We start from the raw sequence: 25001 nt of genomic DNA on the forward strand, positions 1-25001 counted from the left end.
ACATGTGTCAACATAAGATTGAGAATGATCAGCTTTTCATGCATAACACAAAGCAAGAGCCTCCATCAGAATGGAAGCTCTTTAGATTTATATTCAATATTCATTTTTTCATACCATGCGTTCAGTCCGGTCCAGAGCTGTTCACAAAGCTCATATACATGATCGATCTGGAGAAGCTGACCTCGCATGACCAATTGCGCCAGTTCATCGTATCCGGAAGGCCTGGATTTCAGGGACAGTGATTCCTCCAATGTCTTGGCTCTTGTATTGTAAAATGTTCGGTTGGCAAGTCCAATCAGCTTGGCCGTCTGCCAGGTCAGATCCTTGGCGCCAAGCGGGAGGTAGCTAAAGTTACCGGATTGGACGTTGTTTCGTATTTTGCCCATCGTTTCGTAGGGTTCCCAGATCATGAATCCCCGCATCGTTTCTTTGATGGCTTCCTCTGAAACCTGGAGGGGCAGCTTCCGAATCTCAGCGAGCAGGTTCGCCGGATCATAGATTTCCTGTAGATGGACATAAGCGCCGGCTGTAATCGCCCATGAGTCGTCCACAGACGCGGCAGCCTTCAGTATGTCCTGTTTTTGTTCCATGCCGATTTCGATTTTGAAAGGGGGGTATATGAATTCGTGTCCGGTCAGCGAGACTCCGTCCTGTGTAACAACTTGAAGTTCAATGTCGGAGTAAGGGCCATCAATCCCTTGCGCGATCGAGCCGTACAGGCCAATGGCCAGAATGTCATCGCCGTGCAATTGAAGCAGCCTGTCTTTGATTTGATGAATGATGTTCATTTTCTCTTCTCTGGTCGTAGCCGCAGGATAAGGTAACATAAGAAAAGCCCCTTCCGAAATAAGTTAGTTGTCCATATTATAATATAAATAGAACGGTTGAAAGCAGAGTGGAGTTTGGGATTCTGTGAATAAATATAAGGGTTATCGGGCATTCCACCATATGGTAATATATACGTGCGGATGTGGGGAGTAGTTGTCGCACCCACACTCACAATAAATAGCTGAGGTGAGAAGAGATGAGTAGAGCTGAGCAGAGTCAAGGCAAGACCAAACAGGAATTGGACCGGGTTGTATTTATTGGCCGCACGTTTGAAGAGTACACGTTTATGTTTGATTTGGAAATGTCAGAGCTTACCGGCAAAAGCATATTGGATTGCCCCTCCGGAGCGTGTTCGTTCACCGCTCACGGTTCGAAGCATGGTCTCGATATCACGGCCAGTGATATTGCCTATGATCACAAGCCGGATGACCTGGAGGCCAAGGGACTGCAGGATATCGGGCATGCGATGGAAACGATGGAACAGGCGAAGAGTAATTATGTTTGGGACTATTACGGAGATGTAAAGGGGCTTCGTCGGCATCGCCAGCAAGCGCTCCGTGACTGTGTCCAGGATATGAGGGAGTTTCCGGATCGCTATGTCGCTGCAGTACTGCCGGAGCTGCCTTTTGCTAACGAACAGTTTCACCTGGTGCTGTCCGCCCATTTTCTGTTTATGTACAGTGACCGATTGGATTATGACTTTCATGTCCAGACGATTCGGGAGCTGCTGCGAGTGGCCTCGGAAGAGGTGCGCATCTTCCCGTTGACCGATTTATCGGGGAGTCGTTACGGCCATTTGGACCGCTTGATTCATGAGCTGGAGGCAGAAGGCTTTCGGGTAGCGGAAGTCACTGTGCCTTATGAGTTTATGAAGAACGGCAATTCGCTGCTAAGCATTCGTAAGAGATAGACAGACAGACGGATAAAATTAAGATATAGAATGTATGTAAAATAAGGGAGGGAGCCGGCAATCAGCTAAGCTCCCTCTTTTGGTTGGGATGGTTTTTGCAGAGTGGACGTGCGCTCTAATTCTCTATTAGTTCTAGTTCTCCTGTCTTACAGGAGCACGGAGAATGGTTTTCATGGAGGCGGCGGCGGCTTTTCGTGGATCGGACAAATAAATCTCATGATGCAGCCCGTCCTGGACGTAATGATGCTGTTCCATGTAGGCATACATTTTCGCCAACGTATCAGGCTCCGTGCTGTAGGGGCCGATATGCATGATTTGGACGCATAGTCCCTCATGGATCGTTTCCAATATCACTTGTTGAATGGGTTCCAGATGATTTTTCTTGGAGAAGGCTTTGTCCCGCGCGGAACTTACGATCTCCGGGGTGACGAACGCCGGCATCCGAATAAGCAGCTTCCAATGCCATTCCTCTTTCGGAACCTCCAAACCGTACCGATCCGAGTTAACCCACCATTGTCCTTCAAGTTTAGGAACGGTAAAATCCTGAATTTCCGCCTTGCAATGTCCCTTAACGCCATAGGCAACGGTATAAAGCGCCTCGGTAGCATCCTCGAAAAGAGAGCTTTCGGGCGCACCTTGACCTTCGAATGACAGATAGAGCAAGGGGTCGAACTGCACAAGCTCAGGGGTGTTCCCGGCTGTGTAATAGGTTTTATCGCTTTTGGCTAGATCGAGTTTAGGAAGCGTCATACGTAAATCTCTCCTTTTTGGTCATGATTTACGGCTATCATAAACCAACTTCACTGACTGCATAGGAGTCAGTGAAGTTATCTGAAGTTATCGAAGGATCATCCCTCGTAATATGCGGCCAGGTCTCGGGCTGTCTCGGAAAGAATGGTTCGCAGCTGCTGAGGCTCAAGTACATTAATTCCTCTGCCATAAGAAAGCAGCAGATAAGGCATGTATTGCAGCATCCAATCCGGATGCATACGGAATTCGGCCTCGTCGTCAGTTCTTCTTGTGACAAGATAAGGCTGCAAGAACCACTGGTTGCATATCGCGTCCAGGACCTCGGTGAGCCCTTGAAGGCGAACGGTTACCAACGTCGTTTCGTTCTCCTTCGTATTCTGATCCTGATACTCATGAATACGGCTCATGTAGTCATGTACCGAGAAATGCTCCGGCATTTCAAACGTGCGGCCTGAATAGGACAGGCTGTTCATCCGGTCTACCCGGAATACACGGAGGGCTTCCCGTTGATGGCAATAGGCAATCAAATACCATTTGCCGAGCCGGTAGATCAGCCCATAGGGATCAATGTGGCGCTCCTCCGCGGAGCCGCTGAAGGACTTCGCATATTGAAGGATCAGGGTTTCCCGACTGGCAATGGCTTGCTCTAACTCGCGCAACATAGGGTGAAGCAAGGCACTCTGGGATGGCGAGGGGATATGGATGCTGCCGACATGACGCCTCAAGTCTTCCAATTGGGATTCCTGAAGACGGTGTTCAATTTTAGTTTGTGCTTTTTCAAGAGCATCCGTAAACGGATAGTCCGCTTGCCGGGCAAGAAGCACACTATGTTCCATGGCTTTAAGCTCGGTTAGTTCGAAGAACAGCGGCACGCTTAAAAAAGAGTCGGGCAGCCTGAATCCCCCGCCATGCCCCGATTCGGATATGATGGGGACTCCGCTCATACCCAGTGTGTCGATATATCGGTAGACCGTTCGGACACTTAACTCAAGTCTCTCCGCTAATTGCTCGGCTGTCATTTTTTTATGGGATCGAAGCAGCCATAGTATGGATAACAGATAGTCCAGCTTAGCCATGGACAGCACTCGCTTTCTTCATGTTATTTAGGTTAAATCCGGATTAATGAAGCTATTATAACAATCCATGAGGGGGTGTAATCAAGGGTATGAAGCGGGGAATTCCAGTTATAACAAATAACAAAAGTTCAATATTGATATTGAATGATGGTTTGTTATAATGTGTTCAACAGAGAGGGGGCGTAAAGATGGGCAGTTGGGTGGAAAATCCAAGGTCTCTATGCTCATTGAACCTATGTCACATGATCAACCATTAACGAAAGAAGCCATATTGGACGCTGCCGAGCAGACGCTTCGGCGCTATGGCCCTGACAAGACCTCGGTTGTCGATGTTGCCAAGGCGCTTCAAGTGAGCCATGGATCTCTATACCGGCATTTTCCCAGCAAGGCCGCTCTGAGAGAAGCCGTAACGGAACGATGGCTGCAGCGGATTGCGGATCCGTTACAGAAGATTGCAGACGGAACGGAAGGCAGCGCCGCCGATCGCTTGCGGTTATGGACGGATACCCTCATCCGGGCCAAACGGGCTTATGTCCTTGAGGATCCCGAGATGTTTGCCATGTATACGACCGTGACGCTGGACGCCGTCAAGGTGATTGATACGCATGTGAGGCTGTTAATCGGACAGATTGCCCAGATCATCGATCAAGGGATGTTTACCGGTGAATTTAAGCCGGGCCAGTCGGAGTCGGTGGCAAAAGCTTTTTTCATGGCAACGTCCCTGTTTCACCATCCGGCGCATGCCTCTCAGTGGACCTCGAAGGAGATTGAAGCCGATTTTGACTCGGTGTGGGCGCTATTGTTATCTGGAATCACAAAACAGTAAACAGGCGAGAATAATAGTAAGCGGGAACTAAGCAGTGATCGAGGCCGCCGTTATGCGATACCGCAAAGCACCGCGGGAGCTAGCGCGGTGAGATCACCACCTACGTTAAAAAGATGCTATTCTTGGCGATACTCGCATGGGATAGCGTCTTTTTTGTTCTCATTCAATTACAAATGACAAAAATATAAAATTGTCACTTGTAATTTGTTATGGAGAGACATATAATCAAATTACAAAAAAGACGTACAGATCAGAGGATCCATCTGATGAGATATTCGTGCACCTAATTCCTATGCGGGAGGTTGTATCATGACAAAGAGTTTATCGGGCAAGGTAGCTATCGTAACGGGAGCATCAAGAGGCATCGGGCGTGAAATTGCGGAGAGGCTTGCGGAAAACGGGGCTAAGGTGGTTATAAACTATGCGAGCAGCCCCGCTAAAGCTGAGGAAGTGGTGAGCGCCATTAAGCAAGGCGGCAGCGAAGCCCGGGCCATTCAAGCCGATATAAGTCAGGTAGCAGCAATTGAACGTTTGTTTAGTGAAACAATCGAGGCTTATGGCGGAATCGATATTCTCGTGAACAATGCCGGCATCATGACAACCAAGCCGATTGCGGCCATGACGGAGGAAGATTTCGATCAGCAGTTTGCGATTAATGTGAAGGGGACTTATTTTGCGATCCAGCAGGCTTTTCATCATATGAATTCGGGCGGGCGCATCATCAATTTCTCGACGTCTGTAGTTGGGCAAATGTTCCCGGCGTACAGCGTATATGCTGGCACGAAGGGCGCTGTAGAGCAGTTTACGCGTCAGTTGGCTAAAGAATTCGGACCCAAAGGAATTAGAATTAACGCTGTGGCGCCCGGACCGATTAATACGGAGCTCTTCACGGTTGGCAAATCGGAGGAACAGATCGCGGGAATCGCAAGCACGAATGCTTTCGGACGTCTGGGGGAACCGGACGATGTCGCAGGGGCCGTCCTTTTTCTGGCCGGCGAAGAATCGAAATGGATCACAGGTCAAACGATCCGCGTGAACGGCGGGTTTGTGTAATACTCGTCAATATTGCAAAACAAAAAAGGCACCGGGGGTCCGGTGCCTTTCGTTACGGGATACGGTCGATCGGTGGAGAAGGGCATAAATACGCATCAACCTACTTGTGAGTAGAATGCTTCCCCTGAATGTAGGGGAATGATCGCTATTCTCCGTAAACGTCCCTTAATCTAGGTCCTTCCACTTCAAGTCCAGCGTCGGAGGTGTATAGCTATCCATGAGCTCGAGCAGCTTGAGCGGGTCATCGGAGAGGTTGATCAGGTTTAAGTGGGAGGCATTGGAGAAACCTTCCGTGATACTGTACTGAATCAGCTTCATGAACGGTTCATAATACTCCCGGACATTGAGCAGCCCGATCGGTTTCTGATGAATTCCAATTTGCGACCAGCACAATACTTCGAACAATTCCTCAAAGGTTCCAAAACCGCCCGGCATGGCGATAAACCCATCGGACAGCTTCGCCATCGTCGCTTTGCGCTCATGCATATCCGCTACTTCAATGAGCTGGGTCAGCTCGGTATGTACAATCTCACCTTTAAACAGTCCGCTCGGCATCACACCGATAACTTCACCGCCATGCTGCAGAACGGCGTTAGCTACTTCACCCATCAATCCGATTTTGGAGCCGCCGTATACAAGCTTATATTGGTTGTGGGCAATGTGTCTGCCGAGCTCGGCAGCTTTCGCTTTATAGTCTGGGTGTTCGCCCATGTTCGATCCTGCAAATACACATATAGAATTCAATTCGCACACTCCTTGACAAGATGTTGATATTTCATTTGAGTAATTATACTATATATAGTGATTTATGTCATGGCATCGATGGACTATACTGTTAATGCTCATCGGATGGCACCTACTTATATTATGGCATACATGTTAGCATTATCATGAGTTTGATCTTGAATTATGTAAAAAGTGAAGGTTAAGTGATCCCAGGGAATCGCGGAGGTAGCACAAGCATGGATATGAATGAAGCGCAGCAATGGATTAAACAGTTTTACGGGGAGCGAGGCTGGACCGAGTACGGCCCCTTTATTCGCGTTGGGTTTTTGATGGAGGAGACAGGGGAAACGGCGCGTGCCGTCCGCGCTTATGAGATCGGCAGGGACCGCCCCGACGAGGAGGTTCAATCCAAGGAACAGCTCAAGCAGGATTTGGTGGAGGAGATCGGCGACGTGCTCGGCAACATTTCACTGTTGGCGGATCTTTATGGCATTTCGCTGGAAGAAGCATTTACGGCCCATCAGCAGAAGCTGCTGAAGCGGTTTGGTTCTTAAAGGTGATACGCTAGACCCTGTTTTGCATCCCATTGACGAGGCTGCCCCCCAGGAATGATTCATAGTCGAAGGGGCATTATTACGGCAAAACTTACGAAGTAAAAGGCCGCCCCAGGTCCCTTGGACCTTTTGGAGCAGCCTTTTTTACATGTATCGTGGGATAAACCATTAGAAGTCTTACGATACCAGGACCTTGCGGAATTCCTCCGTCAGCAGCGGGACGATATCGAACAGATCGCCGACGATGCCGTAATCGGCTACCTTGAAGATCGGTGCCTCAGGGTCTTTGTTAATCGCAATAATGACCCGCGATTGGCTCATGCCGGCCAGATGCTGGATGGCGCCGCTAATGCCGCAGGCAATATAGATCTCGGGCGTGACGACTTTGCCGGTCTGCCCGATCTGGAGCGCGTAATCGCAGTAGCCGGCATCACAGGCTCCGCGCGATGCGCCGACGGCCCCGCCGAGCAGGTCCGCGAGCTCCTCCAGCGGCTGGAAGCCTTCCGCACTCTTCACGCCGCGACCGCCGGAAATGACGATTTTGGCTTCCGAGAGGTCGATTTTTCCCGTGGTTTTGCGAACGACGTCCTTTACCACGGAACGAAGGGAGGGAGCTGGGTAAGCGATGTCCTCAATGCTGGTGCCCGCACCTTCGATGGCTTCCGCGGCGGGAATATTGTTCGGACGCACCGTGACCACCCACGGTCCGTTCTGGAAGACGCGCTTCTCAAAAGCTTTACCCGCATAGAGCGGACGCGTGAACACCGCTTCTCCACCTTCAGTCTCGATCGCGGTTACGTCGGAAATTTGCCCGGCATTTAGGGAAGCGGCGACAAGCGGTGCTAAATCGCGGCCGATGGCCGTATGTCCGAAGAGGACGGCATCGGGCTGCGCTTGACCGATGACCGCTTCAATGGCCGATATATAAGCTTCGGGATTATAGCTCTCCAGATCATCATGCTCAACCGTATAGATCGTGTCGGCACCGTAGGCTTTCAGGGCCGACACGGCCTCGGTAATATTCGAGCCTGCGACCAGAATGCGGATGCTGTCACCGTCACCAGCAATCAAACGAGCTGCACCAAGCGTCTCGAGGGCAACCTGGCGCAGCTTTCCATCCCGGTTCTCGGCATACACTAATATCGTTTTGCTCATATCATAACCTCCTAGGATCCATTTGAGATTGAAGTGAAGAGAGTTTGACGATTTAACCAGCCTGAGCAACCTAAGCGAATTCAGGAGATTTCCTCCGACCGCTGCTGCTCCGGATTCGCGAAACGTATCAAGCGAAAAGCGTGCATGACGGACATCCCGTAAACCATACAATCAGAATACATAAGGAATGATGACATGGCCCTCTGTCGGTTCCTTGTAACCGCATTCAATAGCGGGTGTCAAAGGGTACACCCGTTCATTAGATCACTTTCGACTGGGTGCGGAGCAAGGATACCAGTTCATGTGCCACTTCTGCAGGCTCGCCCTTTAGAATGCGTCCGGCACTTCGCTCCGGCGGCAGGGACAGCTCGCTTTGCTTTGTTGCCGGCTGGATATCAGCTTCCGATAGCCCGAGATCATCTAGTGTCAACGTCTGAAATGGCTTTTTCTTAGCCTTCATGATGCCAGGCAGCGATGGATAGCGGGGTTCGTTCAATCCCTGCTGTGCCGTGAAGATCGCTGGGAGCTGAACCTCCAGCACTTCAAGATCGCCTTCGGCATCCCGATGCACTTCAGCCGTGGTACCGTTCAGCGTAAGCTTGGTAATGGAGCCGGCATGCGAAATACCGAGAAGGCTTGCCAGGCGAATGGCCACCTGACCCGAACCGCGGTCTACGGAGAAGTTGCCGCCAAGGATCAGATCCGGGCTTTCCTTGGACAAATACGCATGCAGCACCTTCGATACCGCATATTCATCGTCGGGAATCCGCTCGTCGGAGATCAGCACGGCATCATCAGCACCCATGGCCAGCGCAGTCCGCAAGGCCTCTGCCGTACGATCCGGTCCGACGGACAGGAGTGTCACGCTGCCGCCGTGGTCATCCCGAAGCTTCACGGCTTCTTCCACCGCATATTCGTCATACGGATTGATTACGAATTTCACCCCATCCTCGGCAATCGATCCGTTTTCAATCGTAATTTTTTCCTCCGTGTCAAAGGTCTGTTTAAGCAATACCACAATCTTCATCGGTTAAACGCTCCCTTCAATATGAATATCAGCGGGACTTATTGTCCGCTGGAAACACCGTTCAGGAAAAAGCTAAGCGTCTCATCCGCCTGATCGGACAGAGAATACTTGCGGCCGGAGATCAGCCAAGAGGTTACCGCTTCATCCATCGCGCCAAAAATCAGGTTGCGCACCAGTTTGACGTTCAGATCGGAACGGAATTTCTGTTCTTTGATGCCCTGTTCCAGGATATTCTCGATCAGCACAATATATGGCTTCAATGCGCTGCCGATTTCCTTGCGCAGCTCCAGATCGCTCTGCCGCAGCTCAATCTGCGTGACATAAGCAAGCTCAGGATTGCTCTCCAGCTCCGAGAAATGGATGCTGCAGACCGTCCGCAGTGCTTCCACGGCGTCCGTGGTTCCTTCCACGCTTTCGTGGAATTTGCCGACCAACTCGCCAAGCTTTTCCTGAAACAGGCGGATCAGGATATCCTCCTTTCTCTTAAAGTATAAATAGATGGTGCCGTCAGCCACGCCAGCAGCTTTGGCGATCTTGGATACCTGGGACCGGTGGTAGCCGTTCTCGGCGAATACTTTTAGGGCGCCCTGGAGAATAAGGTGGTATTTTTCATTTTTTTTACTTGTCATATGCTCACCCCGATGTTAGAATACAGTTAAAATTATGAATGAATACTCATTCATTTCTTGTATCCATCATAAAATACGTTCATGTCGTTGTCAACGATGGGTTACGAAGAAGCGCGAAATGGATGAAGCAGATGGATCAGAGCAGCAGAATAAGGCGTTCATATCAGAGCAATAGACGGCAGTTCAACCGGAAGAAACAAGTCACTGGGTATCCGCAGGCAAGTACAGATGAGAGCGTTGTACGGATGAAGAGATGCAGCCAGAAACGATGAAGTTCGGTTTAGCGTGGTCGGCACGGCACGATGTGGAGGTCTATTTTTGTTCTCACAATGAAAGCGCTTCATATATTATCCCGACATGGATATATGACGAGAGCTAGGAAGGAGTGACAGGAGCTTCGGAAAATGGGACGCTACACCAGACTACCAGAAGAAAGAAGGATTTTTTAACGCAAGGGGCTGAGAGAGATGATTCTAACCTTAATCAACGCACTGCTCTTTGTCTTGATCACCGGTTGGGCGGTGTACATGTTCGCTACCGTAGTGTATCGCCGGTACCTGTATATCCGTTTGGGCAAGCCAGCGAATCTGAAGAAGGACCTGAAGGAACGCCTGAGCCAATTCGCTATCCAGGTATTCGGACAGAGCAAGCTTTTTAAGGACCGCAAGAGCGGCATCATGCACTTTATCGTATTTTACGGATTTATCATTTTACAGTTCGGTGCGCTCGACATCATCTGGAAGGGATTGTCCGGCCACAGCCTGCCGATCCCGGGGCACGCCGGCTTTATCCTTATGCAGGAGATTACGGTTGCGCTGATCCTGCTCGCTATCGGTTATGCGGCCTATCGCCGCTATGGCGAGAAGCTGAAACGGCTCAAGCGGGGCTGGAAGCCAAGCATTGTCGTGTTTTTCATCACCACGCTGATGGCTTCGGTGCTGCTGACGATGGCTTTTGAACGGCTCATGGAAGGACTGGCGTGGTCGGCAATGGCCCCGATCTCATCCAGCATTGCGGCCGTGTTTGCCTGGATGCCGCCGGTGGCGGTGACGGTTTGTTATTACCTGTTCTGGTGGCTGCACCTGTTGATTCTGTTGTCTTTCCTCATCTATGTGCCGCAATCGAAGCATTTTCACCTCATTACAGCGCCGATCAACATTCTGGTCCGCCGCACCGATCCCCCGGGCAAGCTCAGCAAGCTGGATCTGGAGGATGAAGAGGCGGAGGAATTCGGGGTAGGCAAAATCGAGGACTTCACGCAGAAGCAGATGCTCGATTTCTATGCTTGCGTCGAGTGTGGAAGGTGCACCAACGTATGCCCGGCATCAAATACAGGCAAGCTGCTGTCGCCGATGCACATGATTGTGAAGCTTAGGGATCATCTCACGGAAAAAGGTGCCGCGCTCACCTCCAAATCACCGTGGATGCCAGCCTCGGTGTTTGGATCGCCCGGCGTCCATACAATGGCTGCGACGGATCTGGCGCTTGTTGGCTGGAAGGGCGAGGGCATTACCGATATCGGTCCGACGATGGACGTGCAGAAGCGCTCTTGGCATCAGGTCGAGGGCGTAGACCCGAAGGACATTCAATTGATCGGCGGCGTCATGACGGAAGAAGAGATTTGGGCGTGCACGACTTGTCGCAACTGCGAGGATCAGTGCCCGGTTGCGAATGAGCATGTTGACAAAATCGTAGATCTTCGGCGTCATCTCGTTCTAATGGAGGGCAGCGTGCCGCAGGAAGGCCAGCGCGCGATGCAAAACATCGAGCGACAAGGCAACGCTTGGGGAATCAGCCGCGCGGAGCGGAGCAAGTGGGTGAAGGAGGTCGACCCGGAAGGGACGTTGGATCTGAAGATTCCGACCGTGAAGGAAAACCCGGATTTCGACGTGCTGTTCTTTGTCGGCTCCATGGGCTCTTACGACAATCGCAGCCGCAAAATCACCAAGGCTTTTGTCCGGCTTATGAATGAAGCGGGTGTCAACTTCGCCATTCTCGGCAACGAGGAGAAGAATTCGGGCGATACGCCGCGCCGCATGGGCAATGAATTTCTGTTCCAGCAGCTGTGCACGGAGAACATCGAGACATTCCAGAAATACGATGTGAAACGAATCGTTACAGCTTGTCCGCATACCTTCAATATTTTGAAGAACGAGTACCCGGAGTTTGGGCTTGAAGCCGAGGTCATTCATCATACGGAGCTGCTGGACCAGCTGGTGAAGGAAGGGTGTCTTCAGCCTAAATATCAGGTTCAGGAGAAAATTACTTATCATGACTCCTGCTACCTGGGACGGTATAACGATGTGTACGATCAGCCGCGCAGCGTGCTTCGCGCCATTCCTGGCGTTGAGCTCCTGGAGATGGAGCGGAATCGCGAGAACGGGATGTGCTGTGGGGCCGGCGGCGGGCAGATGTGGATGGAGGAAGACGCGGGCAAGCGCGTGAATCTGGCACGCACCGAGCAGGCGCTTGCCGTATCCCCGACGATGATCAGTTCAGCCTGTCCGTTCTGTCTGACGATGCTGGAGGACGGCACGAAGCTGAAGGAAGTGGAAGAAAGCGTAAAAACGCGAGATATCGCAGAAATCCTGGAGTTATCCGTATTCGGTCTATCCGAAATCCATGAACAGGAGGTCGTTGTGCAATGAGTAATACCATTACTAAGGAATCCGTCAGCGGTTCCGGTATCGCAAGTCGAAACATAACCAAAGCCGCCGTGATCGGCTCGGGCGTCATGGGGTCGGGAATCGCCGCCCATCTCGCCAACGCAGGCATTCCCTGCCTGCTGCTCGACATCGTTCCGAGTTCCTTAACCGCGGAAGAGGAAAAAGCCGGATTGTCGCTGGATCATCCAAAGGTACGAAACAGGCTGGCCTCCAAAGCGATTGCCGCTCTCCCTAAATCCAGCACGGCTCCGCTGTACAGCGCTGATTTTGTGGGCCGGATCACCCCGGGCAATACCGAGGATCATCTGAGCCAGCTGAAGGATGTGGACTGGATCATTGAGGTGGTCACGGAGCGTCTGGAAATCAAGAAAAGCATCTTCAAACAGATTGAGAGCGTGCGTAAAGAAGGGGCGATCGTCAGCACGAATACCTCCGGCATTTCCGTTAATGCGATGGTCGAGGACTGCAGCGAGGAATTCCGCAGCCACTTCCTGGGGACCCATTTCTTCAATCCGCCGCGTCATATGAAGCTGCTGGAGATTATCCCGGGCTTTGATACCGATCCGGACATTACGAAGTTTATGGTTGAATTTTGCACGAAGCGCCTTGGTAAAGGGGTTGTGCTTGCGAAGGATACGTCGAATTTTATCTCGAACCGGATCGGCACCTACGGGCTCCTGGTCACATTGCAAGAGATGGTGAAGAACAGTTATACCGTGGAGGAAGTGGATGCAGCCACCGGTCCTGTTCTCGGGCGTCCGAAGAGCGCCACCTTCCGTACGCTGGATCTGGTCGGCATCGATACGTTTGTCCATGTTGCCAGAAATGTGTACGACTCCGTTCTGGAAGGGAACGAGAAGGATGTGTTCACGGTTCCCGATGTCATGAATGAACTCGTCACCCGTGGCTGGATCGGTGAGAAGGGCGGCCAGGGCTTTTATAAAAAAGTAAAGAGCGATCAAGGCAGCAAAATCCTATCGCTCAACCTGTCCACGATGGAGTACAATCCGAGCGCCAAAGTGAGCTCCGCTTCCATCGAAGCCGCCAAAGCGGTGAAGGGAGCCAAGCGAAAGATCAAGGCATTCCTCGGTACGCAGGACCGTTACTCGGAACTGGCTTGGAATGTATTGAAGCAAGTGCTTGTCTATGCGGCCGATAAGTTGGGAGAAATCGCCGATTCCATTCAGGACATTGACAACGCGATGAAATGGGGCTTCAACTGGGAGCTCGGTCCATTCGAGACTTGGGATCTGATCGGACTACCTGAATCCGTGCAGCGTATGGAAGCAGAGGGCATGACGGTTCCAGCTTGGGTAAAGGATTGGATTGCCGCCGGCAACAAGTCCTTCTATCAGCAGAAGGACGGCGAGGTGTTCCATTATTTCAAAGGTGAGTATAAGGGCGTTGAGGTTCAGCCTGAGCTGATCTCGCTGCAAGCACTCAAATCGCAAAACCGGGTCATTCGCTCGAACACGGGGGCGAACCTGATCGACATTGGGGATGGCGTAGCGTGTCTTGAATTCACTTCCCCGAACAATGCAATCGGTGCCGATATTCTGGTCATGATCCAGCAGAGCGTAGAAGAGGTTCGGGCGAATTACCGCGGGCTGGTGCTGGCGAACGAAGGCCGCAACTTCTGCGTCGGCGCCAACCTGATGCTCATGCTGATGGAAGCGCAGAGCGGCGACTGGGATGAGGTGGATGACATCATCCGTCTGTTCCAGGGCAGCATGATGAAGCTGAAAGCGCTGGAGAAGCCGGTTGTGGCTGCACCTCACCGGATGACACTTGGCGGCGGCGTGGAAGCGTGCCTGCCGGCCGACCGGATCATCTTCTCGGCGGAGACCTACTTCGGTCTTGTGGAGACGGGGGTCGGCCTCATTCCGGCAGGCGGCGGTTGCAAGGAGCTGGCGCTCATGACCAGTAACCGCCATCCCGACAAGGATAGTGACCTCCAACCGGAGATCAACAAAATCTTCGAGATGGTGGCGATGGCGAAGGCGTCAACCAGCGGACATGAAGCGATCCGCATGGGTTATGGGCGCAGCGGGGATTCGGTGGTCATGAACCAGGACTACCGGATTTATGAAGCGAAGCAGGCGGTATTAGAGATGGACCGGGCAGGCTATGTTCCGCCGCAGCCGGGCAAAGCCCGCGTTGTTGGCCGTGACGGCCGGGCCGTGCTCCAGATGGGCGCCATCGACATGAAGCGCAGCGGTTATATCAGCGATCACGATCTGTTGATCGCGAAGAAGCTGGCGCACATCCTGACGGGCGGCGATGTTCCTGCGGGAACTGTGGTGAGCGAGCAGCATCTGCTCGACCTGGAGCGCGAAGCCTTCCTCAGCCTGCTCGGCGAGGCCAAAACCCAGCAGCGCATGCAGCATATGCTGGCGAAAGGCAAGCCGCTGCGGAATTAGGGCAATGAGTGCTTTACAGCTAAGAAATTAGCTATCATTCGCAACGTTCGATTCGCCAAATCGAAGGGTGCATTCAGTGCATGGTGGCATGGTGACAGGTTTTCCATGCTGGCGAAGTTGATGATAGCGACTATTTAATCAGTTCCACCGTTACGAATTCATTTCACGGCCGATTAGCGGCCCGCAATCATATCGGTATTGGATCCAACCATTTCAAGTTGATGAGGTGAATGGCATGAGAGAAGCAGTCATAGTATCCCTTGCCCGTACTCCGGTGGGGAAGGCGAAGAAGGGCAGTTTTGCCCAGACGCGCGTGGAGGATCTCGGCAAAGCCGTACTGGAAGCCGTCATTGAGCGTGCGCCGGGCCTGAAAAAAGAGGACGTCGAGGACATCATCCTCGGCTGCGCGATGCCGGAAGGCGAGCAAGGCCTGAATGTCGCGCGGATTATCTCGCTGTATGCGGGATATCCCGTGACGGTACCCGCGCTGACCGTCAATCGTTTCTGTTCCTCGGGACTTCAGGCGATCGCTTTCGCGGCGGAGCGCATTATGCTCGGTCATGCCGAGGTGATCGTCGCTGGCGGCGTCGAGAGCATGAGCCATGTGCCGATGACCGGCTTCAAGCCGGCGCCGCATCCGACGATTGTCGAAGAGATGTCAGAAGTGTACATCGGCATGGGGCATACCGCGGAAGAGGTGGCTCGTCGCTTCGGCATCACCCGTGAAGCGCAGGATGCCTTCGCGGCCAGCAGTCACCGCAAAGCTGCCGCCGCCATCGCGGAAGGCAAGTTCCGGGACGAGATCGTACCTGTGAACGTAACGCTGGCTGCGGCCGACGAGCAGGGCAAGGTGCGCAGCAAAACCTTCGCCTTCGATACGGATGAAGGGGTTCGGCCGGACACGACTCCGGATGTGCTGGGCAAACTGAAGCCGGCCTTTGCCCTAGGCGGCTCAGTTACCGCGGGTAACGCGTCGCAGACGAGTGACGGCGCGGCGGCGGTTGCCGTTATGAGCCGCGAGAAAGCGGAGCAGCTGGGCCTTACCCCGTTGGCTACCTTCAAGTCGTTTGCCCTGGCAGGCGTAGAGCCGGAAATTATGGGCGTCGGCCCAGTCGAGGCGATCCCGAAGGCGCTGCGCATGGCGGGGATCGAGCTGGATCAAGTGGATGTGTTCGAGATTAACGAAGCGTTCGCTTCGCAATGCCTCCACATCATTCGCGCTTTGGGTATCGACGAGAGCAAAGTCAACGTCAATGGCGGCGCCATTGCGCTCGGCCATCCGCTCGGCTGCACCGGTGCCAAGCTGACCGTCAGCCTCGTCTCCGAGCTCGCCCGCCGCGGCGGCGGCTACGGCGTCGTGAGCATGTGTATCGGCGGCGGTATGGGCGCCGCGGGGGTGTTCGAGGTGCACGCCGCAGGTGCGTAAGGTGGCAAGAAGAAATTTCCTTCTATACCCCAAAGGGGCTTGGGGAGGGATTCCCGCATTAGTCCTTGCAACTGCTCAGCGTGGTTCGATTCGCGCTATCAGTCCTCAAGGAACTAGTAGCTCCCGGGGAATTTTAGTTCAACAATGCTTCTGAATGTATTCAATGAACCAGATCTAGGTTTTCGATATCTAAGTTCAATGATCTTCTAAAGATGCATGACTAGCCAATTCACACTGAGATGTAGTCTTAGTGCGGTGTCCGTTCCGTACCCGGACCGGACACCGCACCACTCATTCCAACCACAGGGGGAGTGCAATGACAGCCGGTCGCAGGCGTTTGAGCTTAGGGGATTAACAAGTTTGCGCCAACCCAGCGGAGAGGGCGGAATTGTACTGGAGAAACGAAGTGGTCGCCTTTGAGTTTGGATTTCTTCTACTTATAGAGCCATTCCTTGAAATCCAAACTCAACAGCGATCGGAAGTACAATCCGCACGCGGAGCGCCACTAATGAGCCACGAGTTATACCTCTATGCCCAGCCCGCAACCTAGCAACACGAAGGCAGTCCTTGCACTCCAATATTCCACATTCCGAAAGGGGAAATCAATCATGAGCGATAACCAAACCAAAGAACCGAAAATCAAAGGCGGCAGCTTTGTCATCGATAATCCCGATATGCAGCGCATCCTGACACCTGAGGATTTCACGGAAGAGCACCGCATGATCGGCGAGACGGTGCGTGATTTTATCGATGGGGAAATCGTGCCGCACGATGAAGAGCTGGAGAAGCTCAATTACGAGATGACGGTAGATCTGCTTCGCAAAGCAGGCGAGCTGGGCCTGCTCGGGGCCGATGTGCCGGAGCCGTTCGGCGGGATCGGTCTGGATAAAGTCAGCTCCACGATTATTAACGAAAACTTGGCGAAGGGATCGTCCTTCGCGCTTTCCTTCGGGGCTCATGTCGGGATCGGTACACTGCCGATCGTGTTCTTCGGCACGACCGAGCAGAAACAGAAGTACCTGCCGGATCTGTCGACTGGCGCGAAAATCGCGGCTTATTGCTTGACGGAGCCGACCTCCGGCTCGGATGCGCTGGGCGCCAAAACGACGGCACGCCTGTCCGACGACGGAGACTATTATATTTTGAACGGATCGAAGCTATATATAACTAACGCCGGATTTGCGGATATCTTTATCGTCTACGCCAAGATTGACGGAGAGCACTTCACCGCGTTCATTGTAGAGAAGGAGATGGAAGGCTTTACACTCGGACCGGAGGAGAAGAAGATGGGCATCAAGGGCTCGTCGACGCGTCCGCTCTTTTTCGAAGATGTGAAGGTGCCGAAGGAGAACCTGCTCGGCGAGATCGGCAAAGGCCACCGGATTGCCTTTAACATCCTCAACATCGGAAGGTATAAATTGGCAGCTGGCACCGTCGGTGCGGCAAAGGAATCCATCGAGCTGAGCGCGAAATATGCTAACACCCGTAAACAGTTCGATACGCCCATCTCGCAGTTCCCGCTCATGCGCAAGAAGCTGGCCGAGATGAACATCACCACCTTCGTGATGGAGAGTATGGTGTACCGTACGGCAGGTCTGCTGGAGGAAGCGATGCAGGACATCGATTACAACAACGAGGATGCCGGAATCCACTCGGCTGCCGCGATCTCCGACTATGCCATTGAATGCTCGATCAACAAGGTGTTCTGTTCGGAAGGACTGGATAACGTAGCAGACGAAGCGGTGCAGATTCACGGGGGCTATGGGTATATCCAAGAGTATAAAGTAGAACGCATCTATCGGGACTCCCGCATCAACCGCATCTTTGAAGGCACAAACGAGATTAACCGGCTCCTGATTCCGGGTACGCTTGTGAAGAAGGCCATGAAGGGCGAGATCGCGCTCCTGCAAAAAGCGCAAGGTCTCCAGGGTGAGCTGCTGCAGCTGGTACCTGGTCAAACCTTTGAAGGCACACTGGAGCAGGAAGCGCACTTCCTGGACATGAGTAAGAAGATTTTCCTCCTCGCAGGCGGTTTGGCGGTACAGAAGTTCGGGACGAAGCTGGAGAAAGAGCAGGAGGCCTTGTCTAATCTGGCGGATATGATGATTGATATTTATGCCCTCGAGAGTGCGCTGCTGCGTACCCGCAAGCAAATCGAACGCACCTCGGAGGAAAAGGCAGCCAGCATGATCGAGATGACGCAGGTGTTTGCATACGAGGCGTTCCAGCGCATTGAAGCACTCGCAAAAGAGACGCTGGCCTCGGTGGAAACCGGTGATATGCTGCGCATGCAGCTGTCGGTGCTCAAAAAACTGACGCGTTGCACGCCGGTCGATACGGTGGCCCTCAAGCGCAGCATAGCCGCCCGTGTCGTCAAGAACGAACGGTACACGGTGTAGCATCCGGCACCGAAAGAGATGTGAATGTAGCCTGAAAAGAGAGAGATTTTTCTTGGAGTAGGAAAGAAGGAGCATTCCTTAGGAAAGGGTTGGTTTTGTATGGATACAAAGCCTTGGCTGCCGTTTTATCCGCCCGAAGTAGCCCCCGCTTTTGATTATCCGAAACAGAATTTGGCATCATTTCTCGTGACGTCGGCACAGAAATTTCCGAATCGGCCGGCCATGTATTTCATGGGCAAAACGATCAACTATAGGAGTCTGTTGGAGTCGTCCTATCGTATGGCGAACGCGCTCCGCAGCAAAGGGATTAAGAAGGGCGACCGGGTAGCGATTATGCTGCCCAACTGCCCACAGGTAGTGATTTCGTATTATGGCGTGCTGCTCGCAGGAGCCGTGGCCGTTATGACCAACCCGCTCTATATGGAGCGGGAAATTGCACATCAGATGAAGGATTCCGGAGCTAAGATCATCATCACGATGGATATGTTTGTGTCCCGCGTTGAAAAAGTCATCGAGGAGACGGAACTGGAGCATATGATCGTCACATCTGTGGCGGATTATCTGCCATTCCCCAAGAATCTCCTCTACCCGATCAAAGCCAAGAAGGAGGGTCCCCTTCCGGTCGTCAACTATGGAAGCCGCGTTCATGCCTTTAAAAAGCTGCTTGCCAGTGCGCCGAATGACCCGATCTGCGAATCCGTGAAGGCAGAGAAGGACTTGGCTCTGCTCCAGTATACCGGCGGCACGACCGGTGTTCCCAAAGGCGTCATGCTGACGCATATGAATCTGATCGCCAATACTGTGCAGTCTGCGAACTGGTGCTTTCAGGTGGAGGATGGGAAGGAGCGCTATTTAGCGGTTTTGCCCTGTTTTCACGTATTCGGGTTGACGGTGCTGCTTAACCAGGCGATCTACCGTGCCGGCATGCTGATATTGGTTCCGAAATTCGAAGTGACGATGATTCTGAACCTGATCAAAAAAATGAAGCCGACGCTCTTCCCGGGCGCGCCGACCATGTATATCGCACTGATTAATCACCCACGGATCAAGGAATATGATCTGTCTTCGATCAATGCTTGCGTCAGCGGCTCTGCCGGGCTTCCGGTCGAGGTGCAGGATAAGTTCGAGGAGCTGACCAAAGGGCGGCTGATCGAAGGCTACGGCTTGACCGAAGCTTCCCCGGTTACCCATGTAAATCCGATCTGGGGAAGGCGCAAAATCGGTACCATCGGCTTACCTGTCCCGGATACGGATGCCAAGGTGGTCGATCCCGATACGGGTGAAGAAATGCCGGTCGGCGAGCCTGGCGAGCTGATCGTGAAAGGACCGCAGGTGATGATAGGGTACTGGAACCGGCCGGAGGAGACGTTCGATACATTGCGCAACGGCTGGCTGTTCACGGGCGATATGGCTACGATGGACGAAGAGGGGTATTTTACGATCATTGACCGCAAGAAAGACATGATCATTGCAAGCGGTTTCAATATATACCCTCGGGAAATCGAGGAAGTGCTGTATGAGCATCCATCCGTGAAGGAAGCCGTTGTTGTCGGAACGAAGGACGATTACCGCGGCGAAACCGTGAGAGCTTATATTGTGCTGAAGGATGGCGCGTCTCCGGACCCTTCGGGCCTCGAGAAGTTTTGCCGCAGTCAGCTGGCTGCCTATAAAGTGCCGCGTGAGTACGTGTTCCGCGATTCGCTGCCGAAGACAATGGTAGGCAAGGTGCTGCGCCGCAAGCTGCTGGAGGAGGAAGAGGAAGGCAGAACGGGCTGATGCGCAGAATAGCGGAGTAGGCACGATAAGCGATTCATGTTATCCCGCTGGAATGGATACAGTACTAACGACGTCAGAAGAAAAAAGGAGGCGGCCTGATGAATCATACCAATGCCAATCCGGAGACGAAGGCCGGACAGCCGGAATTCGATCGGGAGGCGTACATTGAAGCCATGACCCAAGCGGCGGAGCCCACCTTCTGGGGATATCTCGGCTGCAAGCTTGCGTCTGCCAGCTCGGAGGCGGTTGTTGTGACGCTGGATGCCCAGCCTCATCATATGAATATGGCGGGCATCGTGCATGGCGGCGTACTCTCCTCATTGATGGATAACGCCATGGGCATTGCCGTCATGCTGGAGCGCCCTGGCGAATCAACGGTGACGAGCAATTTGAATGTGCATTTTGTCATGCCAGCCAGAGCAGGAATCCTCACCGTAACGGCAAGCATCGTGCATCAGACGCACCGTTCGGTCACGACGGAATGCAGAATTACGAACGAGAAGGGCGAACTTGTGGCGATCAGCACAGGGTCCTTCCGAGTGAAATAAAGCAGCCTTGGCTGCTATGAAACAGGTGGTCTGCCAACGCTGGAGGGGCAGGCCATTTATTTTTTTGGTGAGCTGGAAATTTTGTGGGTGAGTAGTTTGAGTAACTATTGGTCAGTAGCTTCCCGTCAATTGAGCTTATGACAGGAGGGGGCGCTAACCCCCGTCCTCTTACACCACCGTACATGCGGGTCCGCATACGGCGGTTCCAAAAGGTTAACAAAGCTCCAGATCCACCCGCTACGGGGTCTTCTTTATGGGATTAAAGCAAAGAAGCAGAGATGGCATGTTCGTGGTTGGAGTTATGAAGTGATTCCCCCTTACCCCTTGTCAGGTCGATAAAGCTGTGGTACAATGAGAATGCTGTTTTTCATGTAGAATCTAGAATGTCTCTTAAGATAATAAATTCAGATGTTTACATACGTAGGAGGTGGAAGTCATGGTTGTATTTTTTGAAGTGTTGCTTGTTATTTTCTCCATCGGGTTGATTACTGTCGTTCTTCTCCAAAAAGGGAAAAGCGCAGGTCTTGCCGGTGCCATCTCCGGCGGTGCGGAACATCTTTTTGGTAAAACAAAGGCTCGCGGTATGGATCTCGTACTGCAGCGTACAACGGTAGGTCTTGCAGCAGGATTTATGATTTTGGCCATCGTTGTTGCTATGTTGAAATAACAATGAACGTTACCCTCGCTTTTTCACTCTTGGAAGAGCGGGGGTTTTTTATTTGCCTGAATTTTGGAATACATAGGTAAGGGCGGTGTTCGGAAGGATACCGGAGATTAAATTCGTGTATACTAGGGTATGAGTATATGAAGGTAAAGAATGGATAGCGGAACGATGAAATTGCAGGTTCCCCGAGGTGATAATGATGATAACTGAAGAAATATTACTGAATTTTATGCGGGAAACTGCATACAAACCGATGACGTACCAGGAATTGGAGCAGCATTTTGCCATTAAGGATGCTCATGAATTCAGGGAATTCTTGAAGCTGCTGAATGAACTTGAACAATCCGGAAAAATCATTCTGACCAGCACCCAGCGTTATGGCGTGCCGGAACGGATGAATTTGCTGCGCGGACGTCTGCAGGCACATGCAAAGGGTTTTGCCTTCTTGATTCCTGATGATCGCGAGCACCCGGATGTGTACATTCATGCGAATGACTTGAAGAGTGCGATGAATGGAGATATCGTGCTTATCCGGATCAGTTCCAAACAGAACGATGGCGGCAAAATGGAAGGCGAAGTGGTCCGTATCGTGACGCGCGCCGTCACCCAAGTCGTGGGTGTATTCCAGAACCATGAAGCCTATGGCTTCGTGCTGCCGGATGATAAGCGGATCAACCGGGATATTTTTATTCCGAAGCATGCGATTAACGGAGCCGTTGATGGCGTGAAGGTCGTGGTGAAGCTGGTCAGCTATCCGGAAGGAAGAGCTGCGGCGGAGGGTGAAGTTGTGGAGATTCTGGGTCACAAGGATGATCCGGGTGTCGACATTCTGTCCATTATCCGCAAGCATCAGCTGCCGGAAGGCTTTCCGGAGGAAGTGCTGGCCGAAGCGGATGCAGCGCCCGATGCCATTACGGAAGAAGAAATCGTACAACAGGGCCGTCGCGATTTGCGCGGTCTGAACATCGTGACGATTGACGGCGAAGATGCCAAGGATCTCGATGATGCGGTGAATGTGGAACGTCTGCCGAACGGGAACTACCGTCTGGGCGTTCACATTGCCGATGTCAGCTATTACGTACGCGAGCGCTCCGAGCTGGATAAGGAAGCTTACGATCGCGGCTGCAGCGTGTATTTGGTGGATCGGGTCATTCCGATGCTGCCGCACCGTCTGTCCAACGGGATTTGCAGCTTGAATCCGCAGGTGGATCGTCTGACGATGTCCTGTGAAATGGAATTCAACGAGCAGATGAAAGTCGTGAAGCACGATATCTTCACCAGTGTTATTCGTACGAAAGAACGGATGACGTACAATAATGTGCGCAAAATCCTCGTCGATGAGGATCCAGAGCTAATCGAGCGCTACGGTGACCTCGTGGAGGATTTCCGTTTGATGCGCGAGCTGGCGTTGAAGCTGCGGAACCGCCGGATGCGCCGGGGCGCGGTGGATTTTGATTTTGTGGAATCCAAGGTCATCGTGGACGAGAACGGCAAGCCCGTGGATATCGTCAAAAGAGAACGCTCCATTGCGGAGCAGATCATTGAGGAATTCATGCTGGCAGCCAACGAAACCGTGGCAGAGCATTTCCACTGGCTCAAAGTACCGTTCATCTACCGGATCCATGAGGACCCGGATCAGGAGAAGCTGCAGAACTTTATGGCGTTTGCGGCCAATTTCGGGCATCAGGTGAAGGGACGGGGCAACTCGATCCATCCGCGCGCCCTGCAAAACCTGCTGGAAGCCATTCAAGGAACGAAGGAGCAAACGGTGCTCAGCACGATGATGCTCCGTTCGATGAAGCAGGCGAAATATGATGCGGAGAGCACGGGCCACTTCGGTCTTGCTGCGGAATATTACTCCCACTTCACGTCTCCGATTCGGCGTTATCCCGATCTGGTCATTCACCGGGTCATCCGGGAAGTGCTGGAGAGCGGCGGCGCACTCGATGAGAAGCGCCATGAGCATCTGGCCGGCCGGATGGCTGACATCGCTCAGCAATCCTCCGAGCGCGAGCGTGTGGCTGTAGATGCGGAGCGGGATACGGAAGCGCTCAAGAAAGCGGAGTTCATGCTGGATAAGGTCGGCGAAGAGTTCGAAGGCATTATCAGCAGCGTGACCAGCTTCGGCATGTTCATTGAACTGGAGAACACGGTTGAGGGCTTGATTCGTCTCAGCGCGATGACCGACGATTATTATCACTTCGATGAGGGCCATATGGCGCTGATCGGGGAGCGGACCTCGAAGGTATACCGCATCGGTGATGATGTGAAGGTTCGCGTGGCGAAGGTGAACATGGATGATCACACCATCGATTTTGAGATGGTGGATATGAAGCCGCGCCGTCAAGGGCGCGGCGATGGCGACCGCGGCGGCAACGGCGGCCGCGGATTTGGTGCCCGCGATGGCGCAGCCCGCGGGGGTAAGGGCCGCGGCGGTAAGCGCGGCGCGGCTGAAGGCGGCGCGCCAGGCGGACGCCGCAGTGACAGCGCCGGCGGCCAGGGTGGCCGCGGCAAGCGCAGCGGCGAGGCACCAGCTGGAGCGGGCGCTGCTGCTGGTGCTGGTGCAGACGAGCAGCAGGCGTCGAACTTCGCCTTTGGCTCCGGCAAAGGCGGCTACAGTTCCGCAGGCGGCGGCGCACTAGGCTTCGACCGCAATGCTCGCAGCTCTGGCGGTGCCGGCGGGAAAAACCGACGCAAGAAGACGTCGGGCAGCGGCATTTTCATCGGCGAAGGTCCAACGCCGGGCGGCAATGCTGGAGGCAATTCCGGCGGAGGCGGCGGTGGACGCAAACGGAAGAGTAAGGGCGGAAACGGTACAGCCGCTTTTGTCCGCAAGAAGAAAAAGTAACATTCTCCTCCTGACTAACGCTGGAGGTGCTTGCCCCACCTTGCTTTTGGAGGCTGACGTTTGATACAATGGACTTCTGGTGAGATTGCAATTGGCGGTCTGCCGGAAGTCCTTTTTCCATTATCATTGTTGATGACAAGGGGTGAGACCATGGGTAAGAAAAGTGACGGGAAGGTTCTGGCCCAGAACAAAAAAGCTTCCCATGATTATTTCATCGAGGATACGTATGAAGCCGGGATGGTGCTGACCGGAACGGAGATCAAATCCATACGGAACGGCCGTGCCAATATTGGAGATGCGTTCGCAACCATTCGGAATGGCGAGATTCATATCCATAACATGCATATCAGCCCGTTCGAGCAGGGGAATCGTAACAATCCAACGGATCCTACGCGGACACGGAAGCTGCTGCTGCATAAGGAGCAGATCCGCAAGTTGCTGGGCCTGTCCAAGCAGGACGGCTACGCGATCGTACCGCTGAAGATTTACATCCGCAACGGCTATGCCAAATTATTGCTGGGCCTTGGTAAAGGTAAGCGTCAGTACGACAAGCGCGCCGATGCCGCCAAGAAGGATGCACAACGCGATATCCAGCGTGCACTGCGCGAGAAGCAGAAGATTGCAAGGTAATGGTATTGGGTAATCGCTCATATACATGATGAAAGCTAAGTTTGAGCTTCGTACGAGGCAGTTGCCAAGAAATGTTTGAGCGACTAACCT

General features: G+C 52.9%; 20 protein-coding genes. 13 read left to right on the plus strand and 7 right to left on the minus strand.

Going from position 1 to position 25001, the window contains the following annotated elements; all coding sequences use genetic code 11:
* Positions 1-65 precede the first annotated feature (65 nt).
* On the minus strand, positions 66-827 hold the full coding sequence (locus MHH48_RS01415) for a kanamycin nucleotidyltransferase C-terminal domain-containing protein (protein ID WP_076322619.1): 762 nt from the start codon (positions 825-827) through the stop codon (positions 66-68).
* A gap of 197 nt (positions 828-1024) precedes the next feature.
* Between MHH48_RS01415 and MHH48_RS01420 the strand changes: the two genes are divergently transcribed.
* Positions 1025-1738: an SAM-dependent methyltransferase gene (locus MHH48_RS01420; RefSeq protein ID WP_076322618.1), complete on the plus strand. Its 714-nt coding sequence runs from the start codon at positions 1025-1027 to the stop codon at positions 1736-1738.
* Between the two features lie 132 nt (positions 1739-1870).
* On the opposite strand, the gene MHH48_RS01425 is transcribed toward MHH48_RS01420, so the two are convergent.
* A complete protein-coding gene (locus MHH48_RS01425; protein WP_076322617.1) occupies positions 1871-2488 on the minus strand; it encodes a GyrI-like domain-containing protein in 618 nt (205 codons plus the stop codon).
* Positions 2489-2586: 98 nt separating this feature from the next.
* Positions 2587-3564 (minus strand): YafY family protein, encoded by a 978-nt coding sequence (locus MHH48_RS01430; RefSeq protein ID WP_076322616.1) that lies wholly within the window; start codon positions 3562-3564, stop codon positions 2587-2589.
* Between the two features lie 220 nt (positions 3565-3784).
* On the opposite strand from MHH48_RS01430, the gene MHH48_RS01435 reads away from it, so the two are divergent.
* Positions 3785-4390, plus strand: coding sequence for a TetR family transcriptional regulator (locus MHH48_RS01435; RefSeq protein WP_256720527.1), 606 nt, complete (start codon positions 3785-3787; stop codon positions 4388-4390).
* A 309-nt stretch (positions 4391-4699) separates the two neighbouring features.
* Positions 4700-5443, plus strand: coding sequence for an SDR family oxidoreductase (locus MHH48_RS01440; protein ID WP_076322615.1), 744 nt, complete (start codon positions 4700-4702; stop codon positions 5441-5443).
* A gap of 165 nt (positions 5444-5608) precedes the next feature.
* Here the strand turns inward: MHH48_RS01440 and MHH48_RS01445 are convergent, their stop codons facing one another.
* Complete coding sequence (locus tag MHH48_RS01445) at positions 5609-6187, minus strand: TIGR00730 family Rossman fold protein (protein WP_076322614.1); 579 nt, start codon at positions 6185-6187, stop codon at positions 5609-5611.
* A gap of 218 nt (positions 6188-6405) precedes the next feature.
* Here MHH48_RS01445 and MHH48_RS01450 point away from each other — a divergent pair, with 218 nt between their 5' ends.
* The gene (locus tag MHH48_RS01450) at positions 6406-6723 is read left to right on the plus strand and encodes a MazG-like family protein (RefSeq protein WP_076322613.1); all 318 of its coding nucleotides are present in this window, start codon (positions 6406-6408) and stop codon (positions 6721-6723) included.
* A gap of 177 nt (positions 6724-6900) precedes the next feature.
* Here MHH48_RS01450 and MHH48_RS01455 read toward each other — a convergent pair whose 3' ends face one another.
* From MHH48_RS01455 to MHH48_RS01465, 3 genes are all read right to left on the minus strand, one after another.
* On the minus strand, positions 6901-7878 hold the full coding sequence (locus MHH48_RS01455) for an electron transfer flavoprotein subunit alpha/FixB family protein (protein ID WP_076322612.1): 978 nt from the start codon (positions 7876-7878) through the stop codon (positions 6901-6903).
* Between the two features lie 259 nt (positions 7879-8137).
* Positions 8138-8905 (minus strand): electron transfer flavoprotein subunit beta/FixA family protein, encoded by a 768-nt coding sequence (locus MHH48_RS01460; RefSeq protein WP_076322611.1) that lies wholly within the window; start codon positions 8903-8905, stop codon positions 8138-8140.
* Between the two features lie 38 nt (positions 8906-8943).
* Positions 8944-9534, minus strand: a complete 591-nt coding sequence (locus MHH48_RS01465; protein WP_076322610.1) for a TetR/AcrR family transcriptional regulator — start codon at positions 9532-9534, stop codon at positions 8944-8946.
* Between the two features lie 467 nt (positions 9535-10001).
* Here MHH48_RS01465 and MHH48_RS01470 point away from each other — a divergent pair, with 467 nt between their 5' ends.
* The 9 genes from MHH48_RS01470 to smpB all read left to right on the plus strand — a co-directional run bounded on the left by MHH48_RS01470 (position 10002) and on the right by smpB (position 24911).
* Complete coding sequence (locus MHH48_RS01470) at positions 10002-12182, plus strand: (Fe-S)-binding protein (RefSeq protein WP_076322609.1); 2181 nt, start codon at positions 10002-10004, stop codon at positions 12180-12182.
* Positions 12179-14620, plus strand: a complete 2442-nt coding sequence (locus tag MHH48_RS01475; RefSeq protein WP_076322608.1) for a 3-hydroxyacyl-CoA dehydrogenase/enoyl-CoA hydratase family protein — start codon at positions 12179-12181, stop codon at positions 14618-14620. The genes MHH48_RS01470 and MHH48_RS01475 overlap by 4 nt, the downstream gene beginning before the upstream one ends.
* A 235-nt stretch (positions 14621-14855) precedes the next feature.
* Complete coding sequence (locus MHH48_RS01480) at positions 14856-16046, plus strand: acetyl-CoA C-acyltransferase (RefSeq protein ID WP_076322607.1); 1191 nt, start codon at positions 14856-14858, stop codon at positions 16044-16046.
* Between the two features lie 608 nt (positions 16047-16654).
* The gene (locus tag MHH48_RS01485) at positions 16655-18445 is read left to right on the plus strand and encodes an acyl-CoA dehydrogenase family protein (RefSeq protein WP_076322606.1); all 1791 of its coding nucleotides are present in this window, start codon (positions 16655-16657) and stop codon (positions 18443-18445) included.
* Between the two features lie 99 nt (positions 18446-18544).
* A complete protein-coding gene (locus MHH48_RS01490; RefSeq protein WP_076322605.1) occupies positions 18545-20221 on the plus strand; it encodes a long-chain fatty acid--CoA ligase in 1677 nt (558 codons plus the stop codon).
* Between the two features lie 98 nt (positions 20222-20319).
* Entirely contained in the window at positions 20320-20769 is a 450-nt protein-coding gene (locus tag MHH48_RS01495) for a PaaI family thioesterase (RefSeq protein ID WP_076322604.1), read from the plus strand.
* A gap of 436 nt (positions 20770-21205) precedes the next feature.
* Positions 21206-21436, plus strand: coding sequence for a preprotein translocase subunit SecG (gene secG / locus MHH48_RS01500; protein ID WP_009593367.1), 231 nt, complete (start codon positions 21206-21208; stop codon positions 21434-21436).
* Between the two features lie 196 nt (positions 21437-21632).
* Positions 21633-24281 carry a ribonuclease R gene (gene rnr, locus MHH48_RS01505; RefSeq protein WP_076322603.1) on the plus strand — a complete coding sequence of 883 codons (2649 nt, stop codon included), beginning with the start codon at positions 21633-21635 and terminating at the stop codon, positions 24279-24281.
* 150 nt (positions 24282-24431) lie between these two features.
* Positions 24432-24911 carry an SsrA-binding protein SmpB gene (gene smpB / locus MHH48_RS01510; RefSeq protein WP_009593386.1) on the plus strand — a complete coding sequence of 160 codons (480 nt, stop codon included), beginning with the start codon at positions 24432-24434 and terminating at the stop codon, positions 24909-24911.
* The last annotated feature ends 90 nt before the right edge of the window (positions 24912-25001 follow it).

Source organism: Paenibacillus sp. FSL F4-0100, assembly GCF_037993005.1.
Classification (GTDB): domain Bacteria; phylum Bacillota; class Bacilli; order Paenibacillales; family Paenibacillaceae; genus Paenibacillus_AQ.